At 67.2% G+C, this 20,431-nt stretch carries 17 protein-coding genes; 12 read left to right on the top strand and 5 right to left on the bottom strand.

Annotation, left to right across the window (positions count from 1 at the left end; translation table 11 throughout):
- Position 1 precedes the first annotated feature (1 nt).
- The gene (locus tag AC5Y5O_RS23490) at positions 2-175 is read left to right on the top strand and encodes a hypothetical protein (RefSeq protein ID WP_500027668.1); all 174 of its coding nucleotides are present in this window, start codon (positions 2-4) and stop codon (positions 173-175) included.
- Here the strand turns inward: AC5Y5O_RS23490 and AC5Y5O_RS23485 are convergent.
- On the bottom strand, positions 172-921 hold the full coding sequence (locus tag AC5Y5O_RS23485; RefSeq protein ID WP_096290996.1) for an enoyl-CoA hydratase: 750 nt from the start codon (positions 919-921) through the stop codon (positions 172-174). The two genes, AC5Y5O_RS23490 and AC5Y5O_RS23485, sit on opposite strands and share 4 nt — an antisense overlap.
- Before the next feature lie 43 nt (positions 922-964).
- Between AC5Y5O_RS23485 and AC5Y5O_RS23480 the strand changes: the two genes are divergently transcribed.
- Positions 965-1,234: a DUF2277 domain-containing protein gene (locus tag AC5Y5O_RS23480; RefSeq protein WP_096286228.1), complete on the top strand. Its 270-nt coding sequence runs from the start codon at positions 965-967 to the stop codon at positions 1,232-1,234.
- Positions 1,231-1,803 carry a DUF1802 family protein gene (locus AC5Y5O_RS23475; protein ID WP_500027666.1) on the top strand — a complete coding sequence of 191 codons (573 nt, stop codon included), beginning with the start codon at positions 1,231-1,233 and terminating at the stop codon, positions 1,801-1,803. Before AC5Y5O_RS23480 ends, AC5Y5O_RS23475 begins: the two co-directional genes overlap by 4 nt.
- Here AC5Y5O_RS23475 and AC5Y5O_RS23470 read toward each other — a convergent pair.
- Positions 1,762-3,468 (bottom strand): CocE/NonD family hydrolase, encoded by a 1,707-nt coding sequence (locus AC5Y5O_RS23470; protein WP_500027664.1) that lies wholly within the window; start codon positions 3,466-3,468, stop codon positions 1,762-1,764. The two genes, AC5Y5O_RS23475 and AC5Y5O_RS23470, sit on opposite strands and share 42 nt — an antisense overlap.
- Positions 3,469-3,570: 102 nt before the next feature.
- The gene (locus AC5Y5O_RS23465; RefSeq protein ID WP_096286234.1) at positions 3,571-4,149 is read right to left on the bottom strand and encodes a DUF3558 domain-containing protein; all 579 of its coding nucleotides are present in this window, start codon (positions 4,147-4,149) and stop codon (positions 3,571-3,573) included.
- Positions 4,150-4,320: 171 nt separating this feature from the next.
- Between AC5Y5O_RS23465 and pptH the strand changes: the two genes are divergently transcribed.
- From pptH to truB, 3 genes are read left to right on the top strand one after another with little or no spacing between them, the layout of a single operon-like run.
- Complete coding sequence (gene pptH / locus AC5Y5O_RS23460) at positions 4,321-5,310, top strand: ACP phosphodiesterase PptH (RefSeq protein WP_096286236.1); 990 nt, start codon at positions 4,321-4,323, stop codon at positions 5,308-5,310.
- Complete coding sequence (gene pptT, locus AC5Y5O_RS23455; protein WP_096286238.1) at positions 5,307-5,993, top strand: 4'-phosphopantetheinyl transferase PptT; 687 nt, start codon at positions 5,307-5,309, stop codon at positions 5,991-5,993. Before pptH ends, pptT begins: the two co-directional genes overlap by 4 nt.
- On the top strand, positions 5,990-6,898 hold the full coding sequence (truB, locus tag AC5Y5O_RS23450) for a tRNA pseudouridine(55) synthase TruB (protein WP_096286240.1): 909 nt from the start codon (positions 5,990-5,992) through the stop codon (positions 6,896-6,898). Before pptT ends, truB begins: the two co-directional genes overlap by 4 nt.
- A gap of 157 nt (positions 6,899-7,055) precedes the next feature.
- Here the strand turns inward: truB and AC5Y5O_RS23445 are convergent, their stop codons facing one another.
- Positions 7,056-7,832 (bottom strand): SHOCT domain-containing protein, encoded by a 777-nt coding sequence (locus AC5Y5O_RS23445; protein ID WP_096286242.1) that lies wholly within the window; start codon positions 7,830-7,832, stop codon positions 7,056-7,058.
- A gap of 66 nt (positions 7,833-7,898) precedes the next feature.
- On the opposite strand from AC5Y5O_RS23445, the gene AC5Y5O_RS23440 reads away from it, so the two are divergent.
- The 3 genes from AC5Y5O_RS23440 to AC5Y5O_RS23430 all read left to right on the top strand — a co-directional run bounded on the left by AC5Y5O_RS23440 (position 7,899) and on the right by AC5Y5O_RS23430 (position 11,214).
- On the top strand, positions 7,899-8,702 hold the full coding sequence (locus AC5Y5O_RS23440) for a crotonase/enoyl-CoA hydratase family protein (protein ID WP_096286244.1): 804 nt from the start codon (positions 7,899-7,901) through the stop codon (positions 8,700-8,702).
- A gap of 62 nt (positions 8,703-8,764) precedes the next feature.
- Entirely contained in the window at positions 8,765-9,955 is a 1,191-nt protein-coding gene (locus AC5Y5O_RS23435; RefSeq protein ID WP_096286246.1) for a lipid-transfer protein, read from the top strand.
- A 2-nt stretch (positions 9,956-9,957) separates the two neighbouring features.
- Positions 9,958-11,214, top strand: coding sequence for an acyl-CoA dehydrogenase family protein (locus AC5Y5O_RS23430; RefSeq protein WP_096286248.1), 1,257 nt, complete (start codon positions 9,958-9,960; stop codon positions 11,212-11,214).
- Here the strand turns inward: AC5Y5O_RS23430 and mntR are convergent.
- Positions 11,211-11,903, bottom strand: a complete 693-nt coding sequence (gene mntR / locus AC5Y5O_RS23425; protein ID WP_096286250.1) for a manganese-binding transcriptional regulator MntR — start codon at positions 11,901-11,903, stop codon at positions 11,211-11,213. The two genes, AC5Y5O_RS23430 and mntR, sit on opposite strands and share 4 nt — an antisense overlap.
- 144 nt (positions 11,904-12,047) lie before the next feature.
- Between mntR and AC5Y5O_RS23420 the strand changes: the two genes are divergently transcribed.
- The 3 genes from AC5Y5O_RS23420 to rpsO all read left to right on the top strand — a co-directional run bounded on the left by AC5Y5O_RS23420 (position 12,048) and on the right by rpsO (position 20,118).
- Positions 12,048-13,019 (top strand): bifunctional riboflavin kinase/FAD synthetase, encoded by a 972-nt coding sequence (locus AC5Y5O_RS23420; protein ID WP_096290997.1) that lies wholly within the window; start codon positions 12,048-12,050, stop codon positions 13,017-13,019.
- Positions 13,020-13,191: 172 nt separating this feature from the next.
- Positions 13,192-19,725: a PPE family protein gene (locus AC5Y5O_RS23415; protein ID WP_500027661.1), complete on the top strand. Its 6,534-nt coding sequence runs from the start codon at positions 13,192-13,194 to the stop codon at positions 19,723-19,725.
- Positions 19,726-19,848: 123 nt separating this feature from the next.
- Positions 19,849-20,118 carry a 30S ribosomal protein S15 gene (rpsO, locus tag AC5Y5O_RS23410; protein ID WP_096290998.1) on the top strand — a complete coding sequence of 90 codons (270 nt, stop codon included), beginning with the start codon at positions 19,849-19,851 and terminating at the stop codon, positions 20,116-20,118.
- Positions 20,119-20,431: the final 313 nt, after the last annotated feature.

Below are 20,431 nucleotides of genomic sequence, written 5' to 3'. Positions count from 1 at the left end.
TGTGGACGACGTGGGACAGCTCGGCGCTATCGCAGCGACCGCCGAATCGGCCATCGTCGACCCCAGCAGCCCCGGGACAACCACTATCGAACTGCTCGCCGCCAGCTGTCCGGCAAACAGCAGGGCGGTCGCGACGATGTCGGCGGTCGAGCGCATGGCTGAGCGGCGCCGCTAGCGCACCTGCGCCCGCCCGCGTTGCAGCACGGCTTCGCGATTGGCGGCGATGTCGTCGCCGGTGGTCCGAAACGCCCTGGCCGCCGTGGCCTCCAGCCACAGGCCCTCGCTGGTCTGCGATTCGTCGATGCGGTGGTAGGAGGCCAGCAATGCGCGTACCGCGTCCTGGTTGTTGCCGACGATCGAGGCGGCGACCTGACGCGCGGTGGCCAGCAGCTGGTCGTGCGCCACCACCTCGGTGGCCAGCCCGGCCCGCAGCGCGTCGGCGGCCGACAGGTAGTCGCCGGTCATGCTCATCCGCCGGGCCAGATTCACCCCCACCTTCTGGGGCAGTCGCACGGACAGTCCCCAGGTGGGCAGCAGGCCCACCCGGGCGTGGGTGTCGGCGAAGCGGGCCTGCTCGGAGGCGATCACGATGTCGCAGTACAGGACCAGCTCCAGCCCGCCGGTCACCGCGGCGCCGTTGATCGCGCCGATCACCGGCTTGGTCATCGATGGCCACCGCGGCGAGATGTCGGGTAGCGCCGTCGAATCGCCCAGTTCCTTGAGATCCAGCCCGGCGCAGAACACCGGATCGGTCCCGGTGAGGATGACGACGTCGACGTCGTCATCGGCTTCGGCGTCGGTCAGCGCCCCGAAGAACCGATCCCGCAGCGCCGAGGACAGCGCATTGCGGGATTGCGGCCGATTCAGCGTCAGGGTGCGCACCCGCTCGTCGGTGGAGATCAGCAGGATGTCGTCGGTCATGGCTTCACCGTAGAGGGTCACTCGCTGCGCCTATCGTTGAGACATGTGCCGGAACATCACCGAACTGCGCGGTTTGCAGCCGTCGGCCACGGCTGAGGAGATCGCCGCGGCCGCGCGCCAGTATGTGCGCAAGGTCAGCGGCATCACCCGCCCGTCGGCGGCCAACGTCGAGGCTTTCGAGGCCGCGGTCGCCGAGGTCACGCAGACGACGACGCGCTTGCTGGAGTCGCTGCCGCCGCGGCGCCAACCGCCCAAGACGGTGCCCCCGTTGCGCCGACCCGAGGTCGTCGCCCGTCTCGCCGCAACGAAATGACGCTCACCGCAACGGCGACCGCGCTCAAGGAGTGGAGCGCGGCCGTGCACGCATTGCTGCTCGGCCGCCAGTATGTGCTGTTGCGCAAGGGTGGCATCGCAGAGAAGCGGTTCGAAGTCGCGTCCGGTGAGTTCTTGCTGTTCCCGACGGTTGCGCACAGCCACGCCGAGCGGGTCCGGCCCGAGCACCGCGACCTGCTGGCCGCCGCGGCCGACGACAGCACCGTGGATCATCTGGTGATCCGTGCGGCGGCGAAAGTAGTTGCGGCACTTCAGGTTAACCGGCCAGAGCGGCTGCCGGAGATCGAGGATCTGCACATCTGGACCGCCGAGTCGGTGCGCGCCGACCGGCTTGATTTCCGGCCCAAGCACAAACTCGCCGCGCTGGTGGTGTCGGTGAGCCCGCTCGTCGAGCCGATACGCCTGCCCCGCACTCCCGAGTACGGCGGCTGCATCAGCTGGGTGCAGCTGCCCGTGCGGGGCAGCGCTGCCGCGCCGATGCACGACCCCGTTCACGACGAAACGGTGCTAAGCGCCGTCGCCGCCCGGGTTCGCGACGCCGTTGGCTGACAGGTCGAGCGGGCCGATCGGAAGCAGCAGCCGGGAGCGCCCATAAGCGATGCTGTGGGTAGCCGGTTTCAGATGCCGCGCCGTCAGCGTCGGCTCGCCCGTGCCCGGGTTGCGCGCGTAGCGCGGCGACCAGCTGCCGGTGATGAGCAGCCGGATCCGTGAGCCGGCGCGGAAGCGGTGCGCGATCGGGTCGAGTTCGATCGTGACGGTCTTCGTCGCCGCGGACAGTCGGCGGTAGCCGTCGCTGACGTTGCGCGACCGGCCCTTGGCGTCTACTTCGCTGACCCGGACGAACAGGTCGGCGTTCGGATTGTTCGAGCGGTGCGCCAGCTCGACGACCGGGTTTCCGTATACGCACAGATCGCGCAGCAGGGTCGCGCTGTTGAAGGTCAGCACGTCGTCGCGCAACGCGAGGCTACTGTCGTCGCGGTAGCCGCCGATCGGGGACAGCAGCCCTCCACCGATGGTCGGCGTCGGGTTGGCGGGGTCGTAGCGGAAGGTCGCCGGCGGCAGCTTCGGCAGGTCGGTGGGCGACGTCTCGTCCAGGTAGCGGCCGGGCCGCAGGTATAGCGCGCGCTGCGACGTGGCGGGCGGCCAGTCCGGCAGGTTGCGCCAGCCCTGGCCGGTGACACAGACGCGAACCCTGCCGGGGCGGCCGAGCGACGCGGTGCCCGCCAGATGGGTGTCCAGCCAGTCCAGCGTCTCGCGCAGACTGGTGCGCAGCCCCTTGGTGAGCAGCTCGGTGTGTGTCCAGGGGCCGATCGTCATCGCGACATCGACGCCGCGGCGGCGCAGGTGGCCGTATTGCTGCACCGTTTGCCGCACGAAGACGTCCTGCCAGCCGCCGAGCAACAGCACTGGCACCTGCACGCGATCCAGGGACGAGCCGAACCGCAGTCGTTGCCAGAACGGGTGATCCGGGTCGGCGTTTTCCACCCATGACTCGAACCACGGCGCCCCGGCTCCCAGCATCCGGCGGGCCGACGTGCCGAACGGCGCCCCGGCGACCGCCTTCGCGATCCGTCGCGGCGCTCGCATTTGCCGGATGCCCGACAGGAGGCGAATCGGGTCTTCCTGGTGGGCGACGAGATCGCTCCAGCCCAGAAAGTCACTGACCGCGAACGACCCGGTGCCATACACGGAGTCCGCGAAATCGTGCGGGCCAGCGGTGATCACCGCCGCGACCAGCTGGGGCGGCGGCTCCTGCAATATCGCCCATTGGGTGAAGCCCAGATAGGACGGTCCCATCGTGGCGAAGCTGCCGGTGAACCAGGGCTGCTCGACCAACCAGGCGACCGTGTCGGCGCCGTCGGTGGCCTCGTTGACCATCGGCTCGAATGCGCCGGCGGAACCGAACGTCCCGCGCACACTTTGCAGCACGACGTGGTAGCCCCGCGCGGCGTACGGCCGGGCGAACAACAGAGAGAACGGAAATCCGCGCCCGTAGGGCCCGCGCACCAGCACGGTGCCGACCGGGCTGGACGTGTCCGGTGCGTAGTGATCGGCGACCAGCCGCACTCCGTCGCGCATCGGGACTTCGACTCGGTTCACGCGGTAACCGGTGGTGGCCGGCCGCAGACCCAGCAGCCGGCCCGCGGCGTTGACGCCGGCCTCGGTCAGGCCGTGCAGCGCCGGTTCGGCGGGTCGCGTCGATGTCATGCTCACGCTCATCAGGTTAAGGCCGACCGGCGGTGGTTATTGACGCCGACGCGAATTCATTTCGGCCACAAAACATCGTGCTCAGCGGCGCGGATCGGCACGGCGCGGCTAGAACTTGTAGTACGGCGTCAGGTCGTTGGCCCGCGCCAGGTTGGTCGACGGGCAGTCGACCTCGGGGTTGGAGTAGACCGTCGAGTAGAACAGCGCCTGCTGCAGCACGCCGTAGCTGGTCTTGAACGCCACCATGCAGGAGAAGAACCAGTAGCTGTTGTGGTAGGTCGGCTTCAGCACCCAGTACGTCGCGGCGCGGTGTCCCTGGATCGTGGTCTCGAGGGCGTCGGGGGGCAGGGACTGCTCATAGGTGCGCCAGATGATGGGCTCGACGGCGAGCTGATAGTTGCCGGCATCGAACTGGCAGCGCAGGCCGTCCTGGGGCTCGGGCGGGGTGAACGCCAGCCCGAGCCGCTGCAGCGCGTCGAACGGGATGTCCCGGCAGGGATCGAACGGGCTCGGGTCGGTGGTGGCGATGATCGGGCTCTTCATCGTGGTTCCCAACGGCAGCGCCGTCGACCGCAGATCGACGGCGTTGCCGCCGCCGGTTGGTGCGGGCGGCGCGCTGTGCCAGCCCAGCACGACCGCTGTCATCACCGCACCGAGCGCCCCGATCAGGCGCACCTTGGTAAACATGACACCCCCTAGCCCTCGGCCGTCCCTTTTGCGGGGAGTTTACAAGTCACGTGCGCGAGGTCACAGCCAAACCTGAACTTGTTCTAATTGGCAGGTGGCAAAGGCGGCGGACTTGGGTCCAAAGCCGCAGCGGGAAAGGGTCGCCGCACCGGGTCGTTAGGCTGGTTAGTCGTGGTAGGGAATGAATCGGGGCAGGACTCGGCCAATGGGGGACAGCCGACCCCCCAACCGACACTGTGGGCGGTCTCCGACCTGCACACCGGCCACATGGGCAATAAGCCGGTCACCGAGTCGCTGCATCCGTCGTCGCCGGATGACTGGCTGATCGTCGCAGGTGACGTGGCCGAGCGCACCGACGAGATCCGATGGGCCCTTGACCTGCTGCGACGCCGGTTCGCCAAAGTGATCTGGGTGCCCGGCAACCACGAGCTGTGGACCACCAATCGCGACCCCAACCAGGTCTTCGGCAAGGCTCGCTACGACTACCTGGTCAACATGTGCGACGAGATGGGCGTGATCACGCCGGAACATCCCTACCCGGTGTGGACCGAGCGCGGCGGCCCGGCGACGATCGTGCCGATGTTCTTGCTCTACGACTACACCTTCTTGCCAGAGGGGGCGCTGAGCAAAGCCCAGGGGTTGGAAATCGCGCGGGAGAACAATGTGGTGGCCACCGATGAATTCCTGCTCTCCTCGGAGCCATACCCCACCCGCGACGCCTGGTGTCGTGAGCGGGTGGACATCACCCGGGCCCGCCTGGAGCAACTCGACTGGATGACACCGACCGTTCTGGTGAACCACTTCCCGTTGGTGCGCGACCCCTGCGACGCGTTGTTCTATCCGGAGTTCTCGCTGTGGTGCGGGACCACCAAGACCGCCGACTGGCACACCCGTTACAACGCCGTCTGCTCGGTCTACGGGCACCTGCACATCCCCCGGACCACGTGGTACGACGACGTGCGCTTCGAGGAGGTCTCGGTGGGCTACCCGCGAGAGTGGCGGCGCCGCAAGCCGTACAGCTGGCTGCGCCAGATCCTTCCCGATCCGAAATACGCGCCCGGCTACCTCAACGACTTCGGCGGTCACTTCGTGATCACCCCCGAGATGAAGGCGCAGTCCGAACAGTTCCGGGAAAAGTTGCGGCAGCGACAGTCACGATGAGCGCAGAAACGTTGGTGTCGTCGGTGTTGCCGGCGACCGTCGAGATCGCGGATGCGATGGCGTACTCGGAGGTGTACTCCGACCCGCCTGGCCTGACCCCGCTGCCCGAGGAGGAGCCGCTGATCGCCAAGTCGGTGGCCAAGCGGCGCAACGAGTTCGTCACCGTTCGGTACTGCGCGCGGATTGCGCTGGGCGAGCTGGGCCTGCCGCCGGTGCCGATCCTCAAGGGCGACAAGGGCGAACCCTGCTGGCCCGAGGGCGTGGTCGGCAGCCTCACGCACTGCGCGGGGTATCGCGGTGCGGTGGTGGGGCGCAGTGCCGCGGTGCGTTCGGTGGGTATCGACGCCGAGCCGCACGACGTGTTGCCGGGCGGCGTGCTGGACGCGATCAGCCTGGCCGACGAGCGCACCGAAATTCCGCAGGCGATGCCGGATGGTCTGCATTGGGATCGAATCCTGTTCTGCGCCAAGGAAGCAACGTACAAAGCGTGGTTCCCGCTGACCAAGCGATGGCTGGGTTTCGAAGACGCCCACATCAGCTTCGAGGCCGACGGTCCGGCATCCGGTACGTTCGTCTCCCGGATCCTGATCGATCCCGAGGCGCTGTCGGGTCCGCCGCTGACGGCGCTGCGGGGCCGCTGGTCGGTCGAGCGAGAACTCGTGCTGACCGCGATCGTGTTATGAGCGTAAGCCCCACCGGTCCGGGATTGGTCGTCGTCGACAAGCCCGCCGGAATGACCAGTCACGACGTGGTGGGGCGCTGCCGGCGAATGTTTTCCACCCGGCGGGTGGGCCACGCGGGGACGCTGGACCCGATGGCCACCGGTGTGCTGGTAATCGGAGTCGACCGCGCCACCAAGATCCTCGGCCTGCTCACGGCATCGGAGAAGTCGTATGCCGCAACCATCCGCCTCGGTCAGACCACCACCACCGAGGACGCCGAAGGTGAACTGCTGCAAACCATTTCGGCCGCACATGTGACGGACCAGGCCATCGCCGAAGCGATCGCCGGGCTGCGTGGCGACATCGAGCAGGTGCCGTCGGCGGTCAGCGCGATCAAGGTCGACGGCAAGCGCGCATACCAACGGGTCCGCGAGGGCGAGACCGTCGAGCTCAAGGCGCGCCCGGTGCGCATCGACCGGTTCGAGGTGTCGGCGACGCGGCACTGCGGCGACGTGATCGATCTCGACGTCGACGTCGACTGCTCGTCGGGGACCTACGTCCGCGCGCTGGCGCGCGACGTCGGCGCCGCGCTCGGGGTGGGTGGGCACCTGACGGCGTTGCGGCGCAGCCGGGTCGGGCGCTTCGAGCTTGACCAGGCCCTTACCCTCGACGAACTCGCGCAGCGGCCGCGGCTGAGCTGGACGTTGGACGAGGCGTGCCTGCTGGTGTTCCCGCGCCGCGTCTTGACGCCCGAGGAGGTCGAGGCGACCAGGCACGGCCGGCCGTTGTCGCCGACCGGAATCGACGGCGTCTATGCCGCCAGCGACGACGATGGCCGGGTGATCGCGCTGCTGCGCGACGAGGGTTCGCGAACCAAGTCGGTGGTGGTGTTGCGCCCGGCGACGATGCAGAACGGCACGTTCTGAGGAGGAGTCGGGCAATCAGGCGGCGCCCGGCGACGATGCAGAACGGCACGTTCTGAGGAGGAGTCGGGCGATCAGGCGGCGCCCGGCGACGATGCAGAACGGCACGTTCTGAGGAGGAGTCGGGCAATCAGGCGGCGCCCGGCGACGCTGTGGCTCCTCAGAGCCGGCCGAGCAGTTCGGCCTTCTTCGTGGCGAATTCCTCGTCGGAGAGGATGCCGCGTTCGTGTAATCCGGCCAGCGATTCGATGGCGGCAATGATGGCCGCGGCGTCTGTGGGCGCGGCTGCTGCGGCGTCCGGGGGCCCGCCTGCTGCGGCGCTCGGCGCGGCTGCCGCGGGCGCTGGTGTCTCCGGCGTGGGTGTTTCGGCGGGTTGCGCACCGAGCTCGCGCAAACTGAGGACGCCGAACGTGCCGAGCTGGCTGGTGAAGCCGACCGAGCTGATCCCGCCGCCCTGCTGCTGTTGCACGCCACCGATGTGGTGCTCGCCGGTATCGAAAACCCTTGTCACGCCGCCGATCTCGATCACCAACCGCCGAGAGGACGGGAAGAACGCGTAGCGCACGTCGTTCTGCGCGCCCACCGCACTCGGGACGCCGAGATCGGCCGGCCACCAGTTGTTCGCCGAGAATCCGATCTGGGACTGCGTAGTCGACGCCGGAAAGACCGTAGTGGTCGCGAGCAGCTGGACCAACTCGTTACACAGCGCGTCGACGCGTGCCTTGAGCGCGTTGTCGAACATGTCGCCGACCATCGTCATCCCACCCCGCATCCATTGCCCGCTGCCGCCGAGTTCGGGGATGTTGAACTGGGCCATGGTGCCGTTGCCGGCGCGCAGGGCGAACAACATGCTCAGCACCGCGTCGCGGGAAAGTCCGTGACGCGCGGCGATCTCGCCAACGGCTTTGGTGGCTTCGGGGGTGACCGTTGCGTTCATGCTCCGAGCCTACGCAAACCCGGGGGAACGAGCAGGGGACGACGACGTCGCGGTAAGTTCCGACACGTGAGCGAAGACAGGGTCCGGGTTTCCGTCGGGGCGGGTGGCGTAGCCACCGTGACGATGGTGCGCAGCGACAAACACAATGCACTTGACCAAGCCATGTTCGAAGGCTTGATGGGTGCCGCAGATCAACTGGCACAAGATAGTTCGGTTCGTGCGGTCGTTCTGCACGGCGAGGGGAAGAGCTTCTGCTCCGGCCTGGACATCGCGAGTTTCATGTCCGGACAGGGTGGCACCGGCGTGCTGCTGGAACGCGACGGCGACCGGCTGGCCAACTTCGCGCAGCGCGTGGCCTACGACTGGTCGCTGGTGCCGGCGCCGGTCATCGCCGCGATTCACGGGAACTGCTTCGGCGGCGGTCTGCAGATCGCGCTGGGCGCCGACATCCGGATCGCCACGCCGGACGCGAAGCTGTCCGTGATGGAGGTCAAGTGGGGGCTGGTTCCCGATATGGGCATCACGCAGTCACTGCCGCGATTGGTCCGTATCGATGTGGCGAAGGAGCTGACGTTCACCGGCCGCGTGCTGCCCGGCAGCGAGGCTTTGGCGCTCGGACTGGTCACCCGGACCAGTGATGATCCGTTGGCTTCCGCGCTGGCGCTGGCCGATGAGATCGTGCGGAAATCCCCGGACGCCGTGCGGGCCGCCAAGCGTCTCTACGACGAAACATGGGTCAGCAACGACGCCGCCGGCGCGCTCAAACTCGAATCCGAGCTGCAGATCGGCCTGATCGGCAAACCCAATCAGCTTGCCGCGGTGGTGGCCGGAATGTCGGGGGAGGACCCAGTCTTCGTCGACCCCGCTTGACCCGCTGGCTAAGCTCCGGACTAGACGGGTGTCAACTCGCCCACATCTCCGGAAGGCTCGCTATGTCCAACAAGGTTTACGTCATCGGCGTCGGCATGACGAAGTTCGAGAAGCCGGGCCGCCGCGAGGGCTGGGACTACCCGGACATGGCGCGCGAATCGGGCACCAACGCCCTGGCCGACGCGGGCATCGACTACAGCGACGTTGAGCAGGGCTACGTCGGCTACGTTTACGGCGAGTCGACCTCCGGGCAGCGCGCCCTCTACGAATTGGGCCTGACCGGAATTCCGATCGTCAACGTCAACAACAACTGTTCGACCGGCTCGACGGCCCTGTTCCTGGCCGCGCAGGCGATTCGCGGGGGGTTGGCCGACTGCACGATCGCGCTGGGGTTCGAGAAAATGAAGCCCGGATCGCTGGCGACGACCTATGAGGACCGCACCAATCCGATGGACAAGCACGTCAAGGCGATGGCCGAGATCAGCGAGTTCGCCTTCCCGGCGGCGCCGTGGATGTTCGGCGCGGCGGGCCGTGAGCACATGAAGCAGTACGGCAGCACCGCCGAGCACTTCGCCAAGATCGGCTACAAGAACCACAAGCACTCGGTGAACAACCCGTTCGCGCAGTTCCAGGACGAGTACACCCTCGACGACATCCTGGCCGCCAAGACGATCTACGACCCGCTGACCAAGCTGCAGTGCTCGCCGACCTCGGACGGCTCTGGCGCGGCGATCCTGGCCTCGGAGGGCTTCGTCGACCGGCACGGGCTGGCCAGCCAGGCGGTCGAGATCGTCGGGCAGGCCATGACCACCGACTTCAAGTCCACCTTCGACGGCAGCGCCAAGGGCCTGATCGGCTACGACATGAATGTGCAAGCGGCACAACGGGTTTACGACCAATCGGGTCTCGGCCCGGAGGACTTCCAGGTGATCGAGCTGCACGACTGCTTCTCGGCCAACGAGCTGCTGCTCTACGAAGCCCTGGGGCTGTGCGGGCCGGGCGAGGCGCCGAAGCTGATCGACAACGGCGACACCACCTATGGCGGACGCTGGGTGGTCAACCCGTCCGGTGGCCTGATCTCCAAGGGTCACCCGCTCGGCGCGACCGGGCTGGCGCAGTGCGCCGAGCTGACCTGGCAGCTGCGGGGCCGCGCCGACAAGCGTCAGGTCGACAACGTCAGTGCCGCACTGCAACACAACATCGGCCTGGGTGGCGCCGCCGTCGTCACCGCATACCAGCGGGCCGAGCGCTGAGCATGATCGAATGGTCCGAGACCGATCTGATGATGCGCGATGCCGTTCGTCAGTTCGTGGACAAGGAGATCCGCCCGCATATCGACGAACTGGAAACCGGTGCGCTGTCGCCGTATCCGATCGCGCGCAAGTTCTTCAGCCAGTTCGGCCTGGACGCGATGGCCGCCGAGTCGGTCAAGAAGATGCTGGACCGCGAGCGCGCCAAGACCAACGGTGAACCCAAAACTGAAAAGCGGGACGGCGCAGACGATTCCGGTGGCCTGGGGGGCCAGCAGTCGATGGTCGCGGTGCTGGTGTCCGAAATCGCGCGGGTCAGCATCGGGTTGCTGAGTACCGCGTCGGTCAGCCTCGGTCTGGGCGCGGCGACGATCATGAGCCGCGGCACGCTGGCCCAGAAAGAGCGCTGGCTGCCGGAGCTGATGACGCTGGAAAAGATTGCGGCGTGGGCGATTACCGAGCCGGACTCCGGATCGGATGCGTTCGGCGGCATGAAGACCTACGTCAAGCGTGACGGGCAGGACTACATCCTCAACGGACAGAAGACATTCATCACCAACGGGCCGTACGCCGACGTGCTGGTGGTGTACGCGAAGCTCGACGAAGGCGACGCGGCACCGGACAAGCAAGACAAGCGCAACCGCCCGGTGCTGGTGTTCGTGCTCGACGCGGGGATGGAAGGCCTGACGCAGGGCAAGCCGTTCAAGAAGATGGGCATGATGTCCTCGCCGACCGGGGAGCTGTTCTTCGACAACGTGCGGCTGACCCCGGACCGGCTGCTCGGCGAGAGCGAACAGCAGAGTGACGGCCGCGAAAGCGCGCGCGACAATTTCGCCGCCGAGCGGATCGGGATCGCGATGATGGCGCTGGGCATCATCGACGAATGCCACCGGCTCTGTGTGGATTACGCGAAGAGCCGCACGCTGTGGGGCCGCAACATCGGGCAGTTCCAGCTGATCCAGCTCAAACTCGCGAAAATGGAAATCGCCCGGATGAACGTGCAGAACATGGTGTTCATGACGATCGAGCGTCAACAGGCCGGTAAACCGCTGACGCTGGCCGAGGCGTCGGCGGTCAAGCTGTACTCCTCGGAGACGGCTACCGAGGTGGCGATGGAGGCCGTGCAGTTGTTCGGCGGCAACGGCTACATGGCCGAATACCGGGTCGAGCAGCTGGCCCGCGACGCCAAGTCGCTGATGATCTACGCCGGCAGCAACGAGGTCCAGGTCACCCACATCGCCAAGGGCCTGCTAGCCGGTTAGGGCACGACCCAGATCGCCCGGGCGGCGGGACTGCCCAGATCAACAGTGATCTCGGCGCCGTCGGCGGCTTCGATCGCGACCGAGATCATGCCGGCGAATTCGCGGCGGGTCACCACCCGCACCTGCGAGTCGAGGTTGATCCCGACGCTGTCGAAATACCGCAGCATCTCCGGGTCCTTGTCGGAGATGCGGGCCACCGTGATGGTTTCGTCCTCGCCGCACGCCCACAGCTGGCGCACCGGCCGGGTGGGCACCTGGCCGTCGGAAGCCGGGATCGGGTCGCCGTGCGGGTCGCGGCGCGGGAAGCCCAGTTTGGCGTCGATGCGGTCCACCAGCCGGTTCGATACCGCGTGCTCGAGCACCTCGGCCTCGTCGTGCACCTCGTCCCAGCCGTAGCCGAGCTCGTTGACCAGGAACGTCTCCAGCAGCCGGTGTCGCCGCACCACTTCGAGCGCCGCGCGCCGGCCCGCTTCGGTCAGGGTCACGGCGCCGTATTTCGCGTGGTCGACCAGGCCCTGCTCGGCGAGCTTGCGGATCGATTCCGAGGCCGTGCTGGCCGAGACGCCGATGCGGTCGGCCAGCATCTTGGTGCTGACCTTTTCCACCGACCACTCCTGGGCATTCCAAATGACCTTGAGATAGTCCTGGCCGACCGCGGTGAGACCGCCGGCCTCTTCGTCAGCCCTCACAAACAAAAAGTTTAGGCAATCTGGGTCTGGTCTGGCGTGGTGACCGGCCCGGCCGGTGTCGCCGTGCCGAAAACACCGGCCCCGGTACTGCGGAATCCGGATCCTACGGCGCGTCGGGTCGCAGCGCACCGTAGGCTTGCGATCGTGCAGCGGTGGCGCGGCCAAGACGAGATTCCCACTGACTGGGGCCGATGCGTGCTCACGATCGGGGTGTTCGACGGTGTGCACCGCGGTCATGCGGAGTTGATCGCGCACGCGGTGAAAGCCGGACGGGCACGCAATGTGCCGGCCGTGCTGATGACGTTCGATCCGCATCCGATGGAAGTGGTCTATCCGGGCAGTCACCCGGCGCAGCTGACCACTCTGACCCGCCGCGCCGAGCTCGTCGAGGAGCTGGGTGTCGACGTCTTCCTCGTGATGCCGTTCACCACGGATTTCATGAAGCTCACGCCGGAGCGCTACGTGCACGAGTTGCTCGTGGAGAACCTGCATGTCGTCGAGGTTGTGGTGGGGGAGAACTTCACCTTCGGCAAGAAGGCGCTCGGCACGGTCGACACCCTGCGCAAGGCCGGTGACCGGTTCGGATTCGCGGTCGAGTCGATGTCGCTGCTGTCCGAGCATCACAGCAACGAGAACGTGACGTTCTCGTCGACCTACATCCGCTCCTGCGTGGACGCCGGCGACATGGTGGCGGCCACCGAGGCGCTGGGCCGCCCGCACCGCGTCGAAGGCGTCGTTGTACGCGGTTACGGGCGGGGCGCCGAGCTGGGCTTTCCCACCGCCAACGTCGCCCCGCCGATGTACTCGGCGATCCCGGCCGACGGCGTGTACGCGGCCTGGTTCACCGTGCTGGGGCATGGACCGGTGACCGGCACCGTCGTCCCGGGGGAGCGCTACCGGGCCGCGGTCTCGGTGGGCACCAACCCGACGTTCTCCGGGCGTACCCGAACCGTCGAGGCCTTCGTTCTCGATACGACGGCTGACCTGTACGGACAGCACGTCGCGCTGGACTTCGTCGCGCGCATCCGCGGCCAGCACAAGTTCAATTCGGTAAAAGAACTGGTGGACGAGATCGGCGTCGACACCGACCGGACCCGCACTCTGCTCGGCGACTGATCACGCATCTCCTTCGGCTCCGACTCTGTTTTTGAGCTCACTTAATTAAGTGACCGCTTGGGATTCTCAAGATGTTCACGATGGTTCACTAAGTGATCACTTTTGATCCGTGTTAGTTTCGCAGCGCGGGCTTTTTTGGGCTGATACCGACGCGCCGACTGGGGGACTTGTCGTGGATTTTGGCTTGCTTCCGCCTGAGATCAATTCCGAGCTGATGTACACCGGCCCCGGGTCGGGGCCGATGCTCGACGCCGCGGCTAACTGGGACGCGGTGGCCGCACAATTGGAAGCCGCTGCGGCGGGTTACTCGTCCGAAGTCTCGGGGCTGACCGGTTCGGCGTGGTCCGGCCCGTCATCGCTGGCGATGTCCGCGGCGGCCGAGCCCTACGTGGCCTGGCTAGAGACCAGCGCTGCCCAAGCGGCCCAAACCTCGGCCCAGGCATACGCGGCCGCCGCGGCGTACGACGCCGCGTTCGCGATGACGGTCCCGCCGCCGCTCATCGCGGCCAACCGGGTGCAGTTGATGACGCTCGTCGCCACGAACTTCTTCGGCCAGAACACCTCGGCGATCGCCGCGACCGAAGCCGAGTACGCGCAGATGTGGGTCCAAGACGCCACCGCCATGTACGGCTATGCCGCCGACTCCTCGGTCGCCGGCGACTTGACCTCCTATGACGAGCCCCCGCAAAGGACCAACGACAGCGGGCAGGATGCTCAGGCCCGTGCGGTGGCGCAGAGCGCGGCCGACTCCGCGAAGGCCGAGACCCAAAACCTGACCCAGCTGGCACAACCCGCCGCCAACGGCGGAACCGTTGATGCCGGGGGAAACCTCACCATCGGGTGGCAACAGACCGTGACCATCGGCTCCGGCGAAACGGTCACCGTCGGTCCCGGCGGGACGTACACCTCGATCACCGTCCAAGCCGGCGGCACCCTGATCAATAGCGGCACCCTGACCGTCAACACCGGCGGCAGCCTGGCGGTTCAGACCGGCGGTACCCTCACCAATGCCGGTAGCCTCACCGTCAACGGCGCCCTCACCAACGGCGGTCTCCTTACCAACGCGGGCACGCTCACCGTGAACACCGGGGGAATCCTCACCAACACCGGCACCCTGACCATCAGTCCCGGTGGCGTTCTCACCAACAGCGGCACCCTCTCCGTCAGCAGTGGGACCGGCATTCTTACCAACAGCGGCAGCGTTACCAACATCGGCAATATCACCGTCGTCGGCAACAGCAATCTCAACATCAGCTCCGGTGGCACCATTTCCAACAGCGGCACTATCACCGTCAACAGCGCCGGCAATCTGGCCAACGGCGGCACCCTGACCGTCAACAACGGCGCCCTCATCAATCTGTCCGACACCGGCACCCTGACCAACACCGGCACGCTCACCAACAACGGCACCGTTACGGTCGGCGTCGCAAGCAACGTCACGGTCAACGGCGGCACGCTCGATAACGCCGGCGTTCTCAATATCAACTCCACCAGTCAGCTCGCCGTCAACGCCGCTGGCACCCTCAACGTCCAGAGCGGTGGCAGCCTCACCATCAGCCAGAACGCCACGCTCACCGACGCTGGCACGCTGAACGTGAACGGCGGCGTGCTCAATGACTACGGCACCCTCAGCGTCCCGACCGGCGGGACCCTCAACGACGCCGGCACAGTCAACGTCTTCAACGGCTCTGCCATCAACCCCACCGGCGCAGTGCTGACCGACACCGGCACCCTGAATATCCAAGATGGCGGCACTCTCAACGTCTACCAGGGCACCAGCGCCGCTTCGGGCACATTCACCAACCCCGGCACGCTCACCGACGCCGGCGCGCTCAATGTCCAGGCCGGCGGCACCCTCAACAACGCTGGGACCTTCAACGTCAATCACGGGGCCACCCTTGCCAATAGCGGCACCGTGAACGTCCAGGGCGGTGGCACCCTCTCCGACGCGGGCACGATCACCGTCGACAACGGCGGGACCCTTGCCGACAGCGGCACCCTGACCGTCCAGTCCAACGGCGCCATCACGGTTAACGACGGCGGCGCCGTCACCATCAACACCGGCGGCAGCCTGACCGACGCGGGCACGCTCACCGTCAACGGCAGCCTCACCGACAGCGGCACCCTGGCCGTCCCATCCAACGGCACCATCACGGTTAACGACGGCGGCACCGTCACCGTCAGTACCGGCGGCGCACTCAACGACTCCGGCGCCCTCACGGTTAACGACGGCGGCACCGTCACCGTCAGTAGCGGCGGCTCTCTCAGCGACCCCGGAACCGTGACCGTCCAAACCGGGGGAACTCTCAATGACGCCGGCACCCTCGTCGTCTACAACCACGGCACGCTGACTGTCCAAAGCGGCGGCACGCTCAACGACGCCGGAACCCTGACTGTCCAATCGGGCGGCACCCTCAACGACGCCGGTACCGTCACCGTCAACAACGGCGGCACGCTCACCAACGGCGGCGTCCTCACGGTCGGCAACCACGGCACCCTGACCGTCGAAACCGGTGCCACCCTGAACGATGCCAGCACGCTGACCGTCCAATCCGGCGGCACTCTCAACGACGCCGGCACTCTGATCGTCAATAACCAAGGCATCCTTAACGTCCAAAGCGGCGCCGCCCTGAACGACTCCGGCAGTTTGAACATCTACACCGGGGGCGTTCTTAACGACGCCGGCACCGTCACAATCCAAACTGGTGGCACGCTCAGCGATGTCGGCACCCTGACGGTCCAATCGGGCGGCACGCTGAACGACGCCGGCACCCTCCTCGTCTACAACCACGGCGTCGTGACTGTCCAATCCGGCGGCACGCTGAACGACGCCGGCACCCTGACGGTCCAAAGCGGCGGCACCCTGACCGACAGCGGCACCGTGACCGTCCAGAGTGGGGGTGCACTCAACGACGCCGGCACCGTCACCGTCAGCACCGGCAGCCCCCTCAACATCGACGACGGCGGCAGCCTCACGGTCAACTCCGGCGGTGTGCTGACCAACAGCGGCACCATTACCGACGCGGGCGACCTCACCGTCAACGCCGGCGGCAGCCTCAACGACGGCGACATGCTCGGCCTGAAGCCGGGCACTCTGACTGTCGCCGACGGCGGCACCCTCAGCGACTACGGCAGCATCAACATCTATTCGAACAGCGCCCTGACCATCGATACCGGCGGCACCGTCACCGACGGCGGCACGCTCAACGTCAGCGGCGGCACGCTTACCGACGGCGGCACCCTGACCGTCAGCAACGGCGGCATCCTTAACAACAATGGCACCGTCGCGATCAGCAATGGCGCCATCCTCACCAACAACGGCACGCTGACCGACGGCGGGACGCTGACCATCGGCCCCGGTGCCACTTTGACCGACGAGGGCACCCTGACCGTTTCCAGCGGCGGCACCCTGACCGACGGCGGAGTCCTCACCGCCAACGGCAGCCTCGTCGTCGACCCCGGCGGCACCGTGACCGTCGATACCGGCGGTTACGTCATCGTCAACAGCGGCGGTACGCTCACCGACGCGGGTTCCCTGACCGTCGACAACGGCGGCTCGCTCACGGTCGCTCACGGCGGGATCCTCACCGACAGCGGCACATTCACCAACAGTGGGGCCATCTACGACTCCGGCACGCTCAGCGTTACCAACACCGGCACGCTCGAAGACGCCGGCAGTCTCAACATCCAGTCCGGCGGCGCTTTCACCGTCGAGTCCGGCGGCACCGTCACCAGTGACACCGGCGGGTTCATCGAAGTCGCACAGGGCGGCAGCCTCTCCAACGGCGGCGTCCTGACCAGCAACGGCACGCTTCTCGACTCCGGAAGTGTCACCAACGCCGGCCAATTCACCGTCAACGGCGGCCTGAACGTCTACACCGACGCCAGTTTCACGAACAGCGGCACCCTTACCAACCTCAACAGCGGTAGCAACTTCACCGTCTACGGCACCCTCACCAACAGCGGCACCCTTACCGACGCCGGCGTATTCGACAACGAAGGCGTCCTCGCCAACAACGGCAGCATCATCGTGCAATCCGGCGGCAACTTCCTCGACGACGGCATCCTGACCAACGAAGGAGCCGTCGCCATCGACCACGGGGGCACCTTCTACGTCTCCGCCGGGGGCACCCTCAACGACGGCGGCACGATCACCAGCAGCGGCAACCTGTACAACGCCGGGACTTTCCACGTCGCCGACGGCGGCACTCTCACCGTTGACACCGGCGGCTTCCTCGACGACAGCGGCACCCTCGCGGTCAACGACGGCGGCGCCCTGACGGTCAACTCCGGCGGCGACCTCTACATCGAAACCAGCGGCATCCTCAACGACGGTGGGATGTTCACCGTCACCGACGGCGGTACCGTCACGGACCTGGGCACGTTCAGTGTCGACTCCGGCGGCACGCTCACCGTCGACCACGGAGGCTCCCTCGCCGTCGGCCACGGCGGCGCGTTCCTCGACAGCGGCACCGTCAACGACTTCGGTACGTTCAACGTCACCGACGGCGGGACCGCCACCATCGACCCCAGTGGGACCCTCACGGTCGACCCGGGCGGCATCCTCACCGTGAACCACGGTGGTGTCCTCTCCGATAGCGGCAGCCTCAGCGCGTTCCCCGGCGGCACCATCAACGACGACGGCGTCCTCACTGTCAACGCCGGCGGCACCATAACCGTCGACGACTCGGGCGCGCTCACCGTCAGCAACGGCGGCACCCTCACCGTCGCCGACGGCGGCTTCGTCACCGACGGCGGCACTCTCACCGACTTCGGGAGCCTGACGATCGACTCGGGCGGCAACATCAACGTCATCGCCGACGGCAGTCTCGTCTCCGAGAACGGCGGCGTCGTGACCGACGGTGGCATGCTCACGGTCAACGACGGCGCCACGCTCACCCTCGGCGACGGCGGCAGCCTCACCGTCGTCGACGGGGGCACTCTCGCCGACGCCGGCACGGTGACGGTCGACCTTGACGGCAATCTGATCGTCAATTCTCAAGGCATCCTCACCGTCAGCGACGGCGGTGTGCTCGTCGACTACGGCACCCTCACCGATAGCGGCAGCCTGACCGTCGACTCCGGTGGCGTGCTGTCCACCGACGGCGGCACGCTCACCGTCGCCGACGGTGGCACCCTCACCGACGGCGGTTTCCTCGGGGTCACCGACGGCGGCACCCTCAACGTCGACTCCGGCGGTGCCGTGACCGTCGGCAACGGCGCCGTGCTCGACCTGAACCCGGGCGCTTCGCTCAGCGACGGCGGCACCGTCACCGTCCAGGCCGGCGGCACCCTCGACGACGCCGGGGTGCTCACCATCGATCAAGGTGGCTCACTGGCCAACAGCGGCACGCTGAACGTCTTCCCCGACAGCGGCCTGAACGACTTCGGCACCTTCACCAACAGCGGCACCCTGACCAACACCGGGACGCTGACCGTCGATGCGGGCGGCACGCTCACCAATGACGGCACCTTCGACGACTTCGGATTTGTCAGCAACAGCGGCACGCTCACCCTCGACCACGGCAGCACCCTCACCGTCTATCCCGGCAGCAGCTTGGACGACTACGGCATTCTCGACAACTACGGCACCCTTACTGTGAACAACGGTGCGCTCACCGACCCCGGGGTTCTCGCGGTTCACGCCGGCGGCGCGCTCAATGACTACAGCCACCTCATCGTGAATCTCAACGGGACGCTGAACGTCGACACCGGTGGCGCTCTCAACGAATACGGGACGCTCACCATCTCCAACGGCGGCATCCTCAACGACACCGGCGTCCTCACCGTCAACAACGGCGCCACGCTGATCGACGCCGGCACGCTCAACGTCGACGCCAGCGGAGTTTTGTCCGACAGCGGCACGCTGACCGTCAGCCCCGACAGCTTCCTGGCGAACGCGGGGACTTTGACGGTCAACCCCGGCGGTGTCCTGACCGATGCCGGCTCGCTGACGGTCGGCCCAGGCGGCCTCCTGGACGACGGCGGCAGCCTGATCGTCGACCCCGGCGCTACCTTCGCCGACCAGGGCGTCGTCGCCGTCGGACCGGGCGGCACGCTGATCGACGCCGGCACGCTCACCGTCGACGGCGGCGCCACATTCGGCGTCGGCGACGGCGGCAGCCTGACGGTCTCCCCGGGCGGCAGCCTCGTCGACGGCGGCATCTTCACCGACGGCGGCACCGTCACCGTCGACGGTGGTGGCAGCCTCGCTCTCGCCGACGGCGGCACCCTCACCGTGAGCGACGGCGCCACCCTCACCATTAGCCCCGACGGCACTATGACCGTCGGCGTGGGCGGCAACGGCGCGACCGCCACACTGGTCGTCGACAGCGGCGGCACCCTCGCCGTCGACGGCGGCGGTTACCTGACCGTCAACGCCGGCAGTTCGGTCCCCATCACCGACGGCGGCAGTTTCACCGTCGGCGTGGGCGACATCATCACCGTCTACCCCGGTGGTTCGTCGGGGCCCACCGGCCTGTTCGGTCCCGCGACCGTCGCGCCCGGGGTGCTGCCGCCGGCAGCGCTGCCGCCGGCTCCCGGGGGCACGGCGGGGCTGCCCGCCTTGGCGGGTGCACCGGGATTGTCCGGGACCTCGGGCATCCAGCCGCAGCTGGACGCCGATGCGCTGCGCGACGCGTTCCAGGACACTCTTGATGCCCTCGACGACGCGCTCAGGGGCACCCTCGACTTCGTCGGCGACTAGCCACGATTCGGGCCTGGCAGCCCGCGGCTGCTAAACTTCCGGACGACATCGGCGCGTGCTGCGGTTCGCGGCGGCCGTGCCTTGATTGTGAACATTCGCGGACCGATCGATGGAGTTAATTTCGTGGCGCTTACTGCCGAGCAGAAAAAAGAAATTCTGGGCCAGTACGGCCTGCATGACACCGACACCGGATCGCCGGAGGCGCAGATCGCGCTGCTGACCAAGCGGATCGCCGACCTCACCGAGCACCTCAAGGTGCACAAGCACGACCACCACTCGCGGCGCGGTCTGCTGCTGCTGGTCGGTCGCCGGCGCCGGCTGATCAAGTACATCTCGCAGGTCGACGTCGAGCGCTACCGCTCGCTGATCGATCGGCTGGGCCTGCGTCGCTGACGCGGCGCCACCCCCACGTCACTCTGGCGGGCTAAGTTCGCCCATGTAGAGTGGATGCGTTCTGGGCCTGTCTGGCCCGAGCAAATGGTGCGGTCCACGCAGATCCGCGGGTGCCGTTCCAGCGTGTCACTGCGCACGTTCCGAGAGAGCAGCCCAGTCTGTATCGGGCGGTCTTCGGTAGTGGCAGCCGGGCTCCCCGGATCAGGGGCAGGTCGGCCGCTTCGATCGATGGCCGTAGCCGTATTCAGACTTTTCCTTCCGGGAAGCTCTTTGGGCACTCGCGCGTGACGACGCGAAATAGCTGAATACTCAG

Source organism: Mycobacterium sp. NGS40 (genome assembly GCF_059812735.1).
The sequence above is the reverse complement of the archived record's forward strand: the minus strand, read 5'-3'. Positions and strand labels throughout refer to the sequence as shown.

What these genes read in the sequence shown, in the direction of transcription:
- AC5Y5O_RS23435 (WP_096286246.1), top strand. Translation starts at nt 8,765, where the DNA reads ATGTCCAACAAGGTTTACGTCATCGGCGTCGGCATGACGAAGTTCGAG.
- AC5Y5O_RS23480 (WP_096286228.1), top strand. Translation starts at nt 965, where the DNA reads ATGTGCCGGAACATCACCGAACTGCGCGGTTTGCAGCCGTCGGCCACG.
- AC5Y5O_RS23485 (WP_096290996.1), bottom strand. Translation starts at nt 921, where the DNA reads ATGACCGACGACATCCTGCTGATCTCCACCGACGAGCGGGTGCGCACC.
- pptT (WP_096286238.1), top strand. Translation starts at nt 5,307, where the DNA reads ATGAGCGCAGAAACGTTGGTGTCGTCGGTGTTGCCGGCGACCGTCGAG.
- truB (WP_096286240.1), top strand. Translation starts at nt 5,990, where the DNA reads ATGAGCGTAAGCCCCACCGGTCCGGGATTGGTCGTCGTCGACAAGCCC.
- AC5Y5O_RS23445 (WP_096286242.1), bottom strand. Translation starts at nt 7,832, where the DNA reads ATGAACGCAACGGTCACCCCCGAAGCCACCAAAGCCGTTGGCGAGATC.
- AC5Y5O_RS23465 (WP_096286234.1), bottom strand. Translation starts at nt 4,149, where the DNA reads ATGTTTACCAAGGTGCGCCTGATCGGGGCGCTCGGTGCGGTGATGACA.
- AC5Y5O_RS23430 (WP_096286248.1), top strand. Translation starts at nt 9,958, where the DNA reads ATGATCGAATGGTCCGAGACCGATCTGATGATGCGCGATGCCGTTCGT.
- AC5Y5O_RS23475 (WP_500027666.1), top strand. Translation starts at nt 1,231, where the DNA reads ATGACGCTCACCGCAACGGCGACCGCGCTCAAGGAGTGGAGCGCGGCC.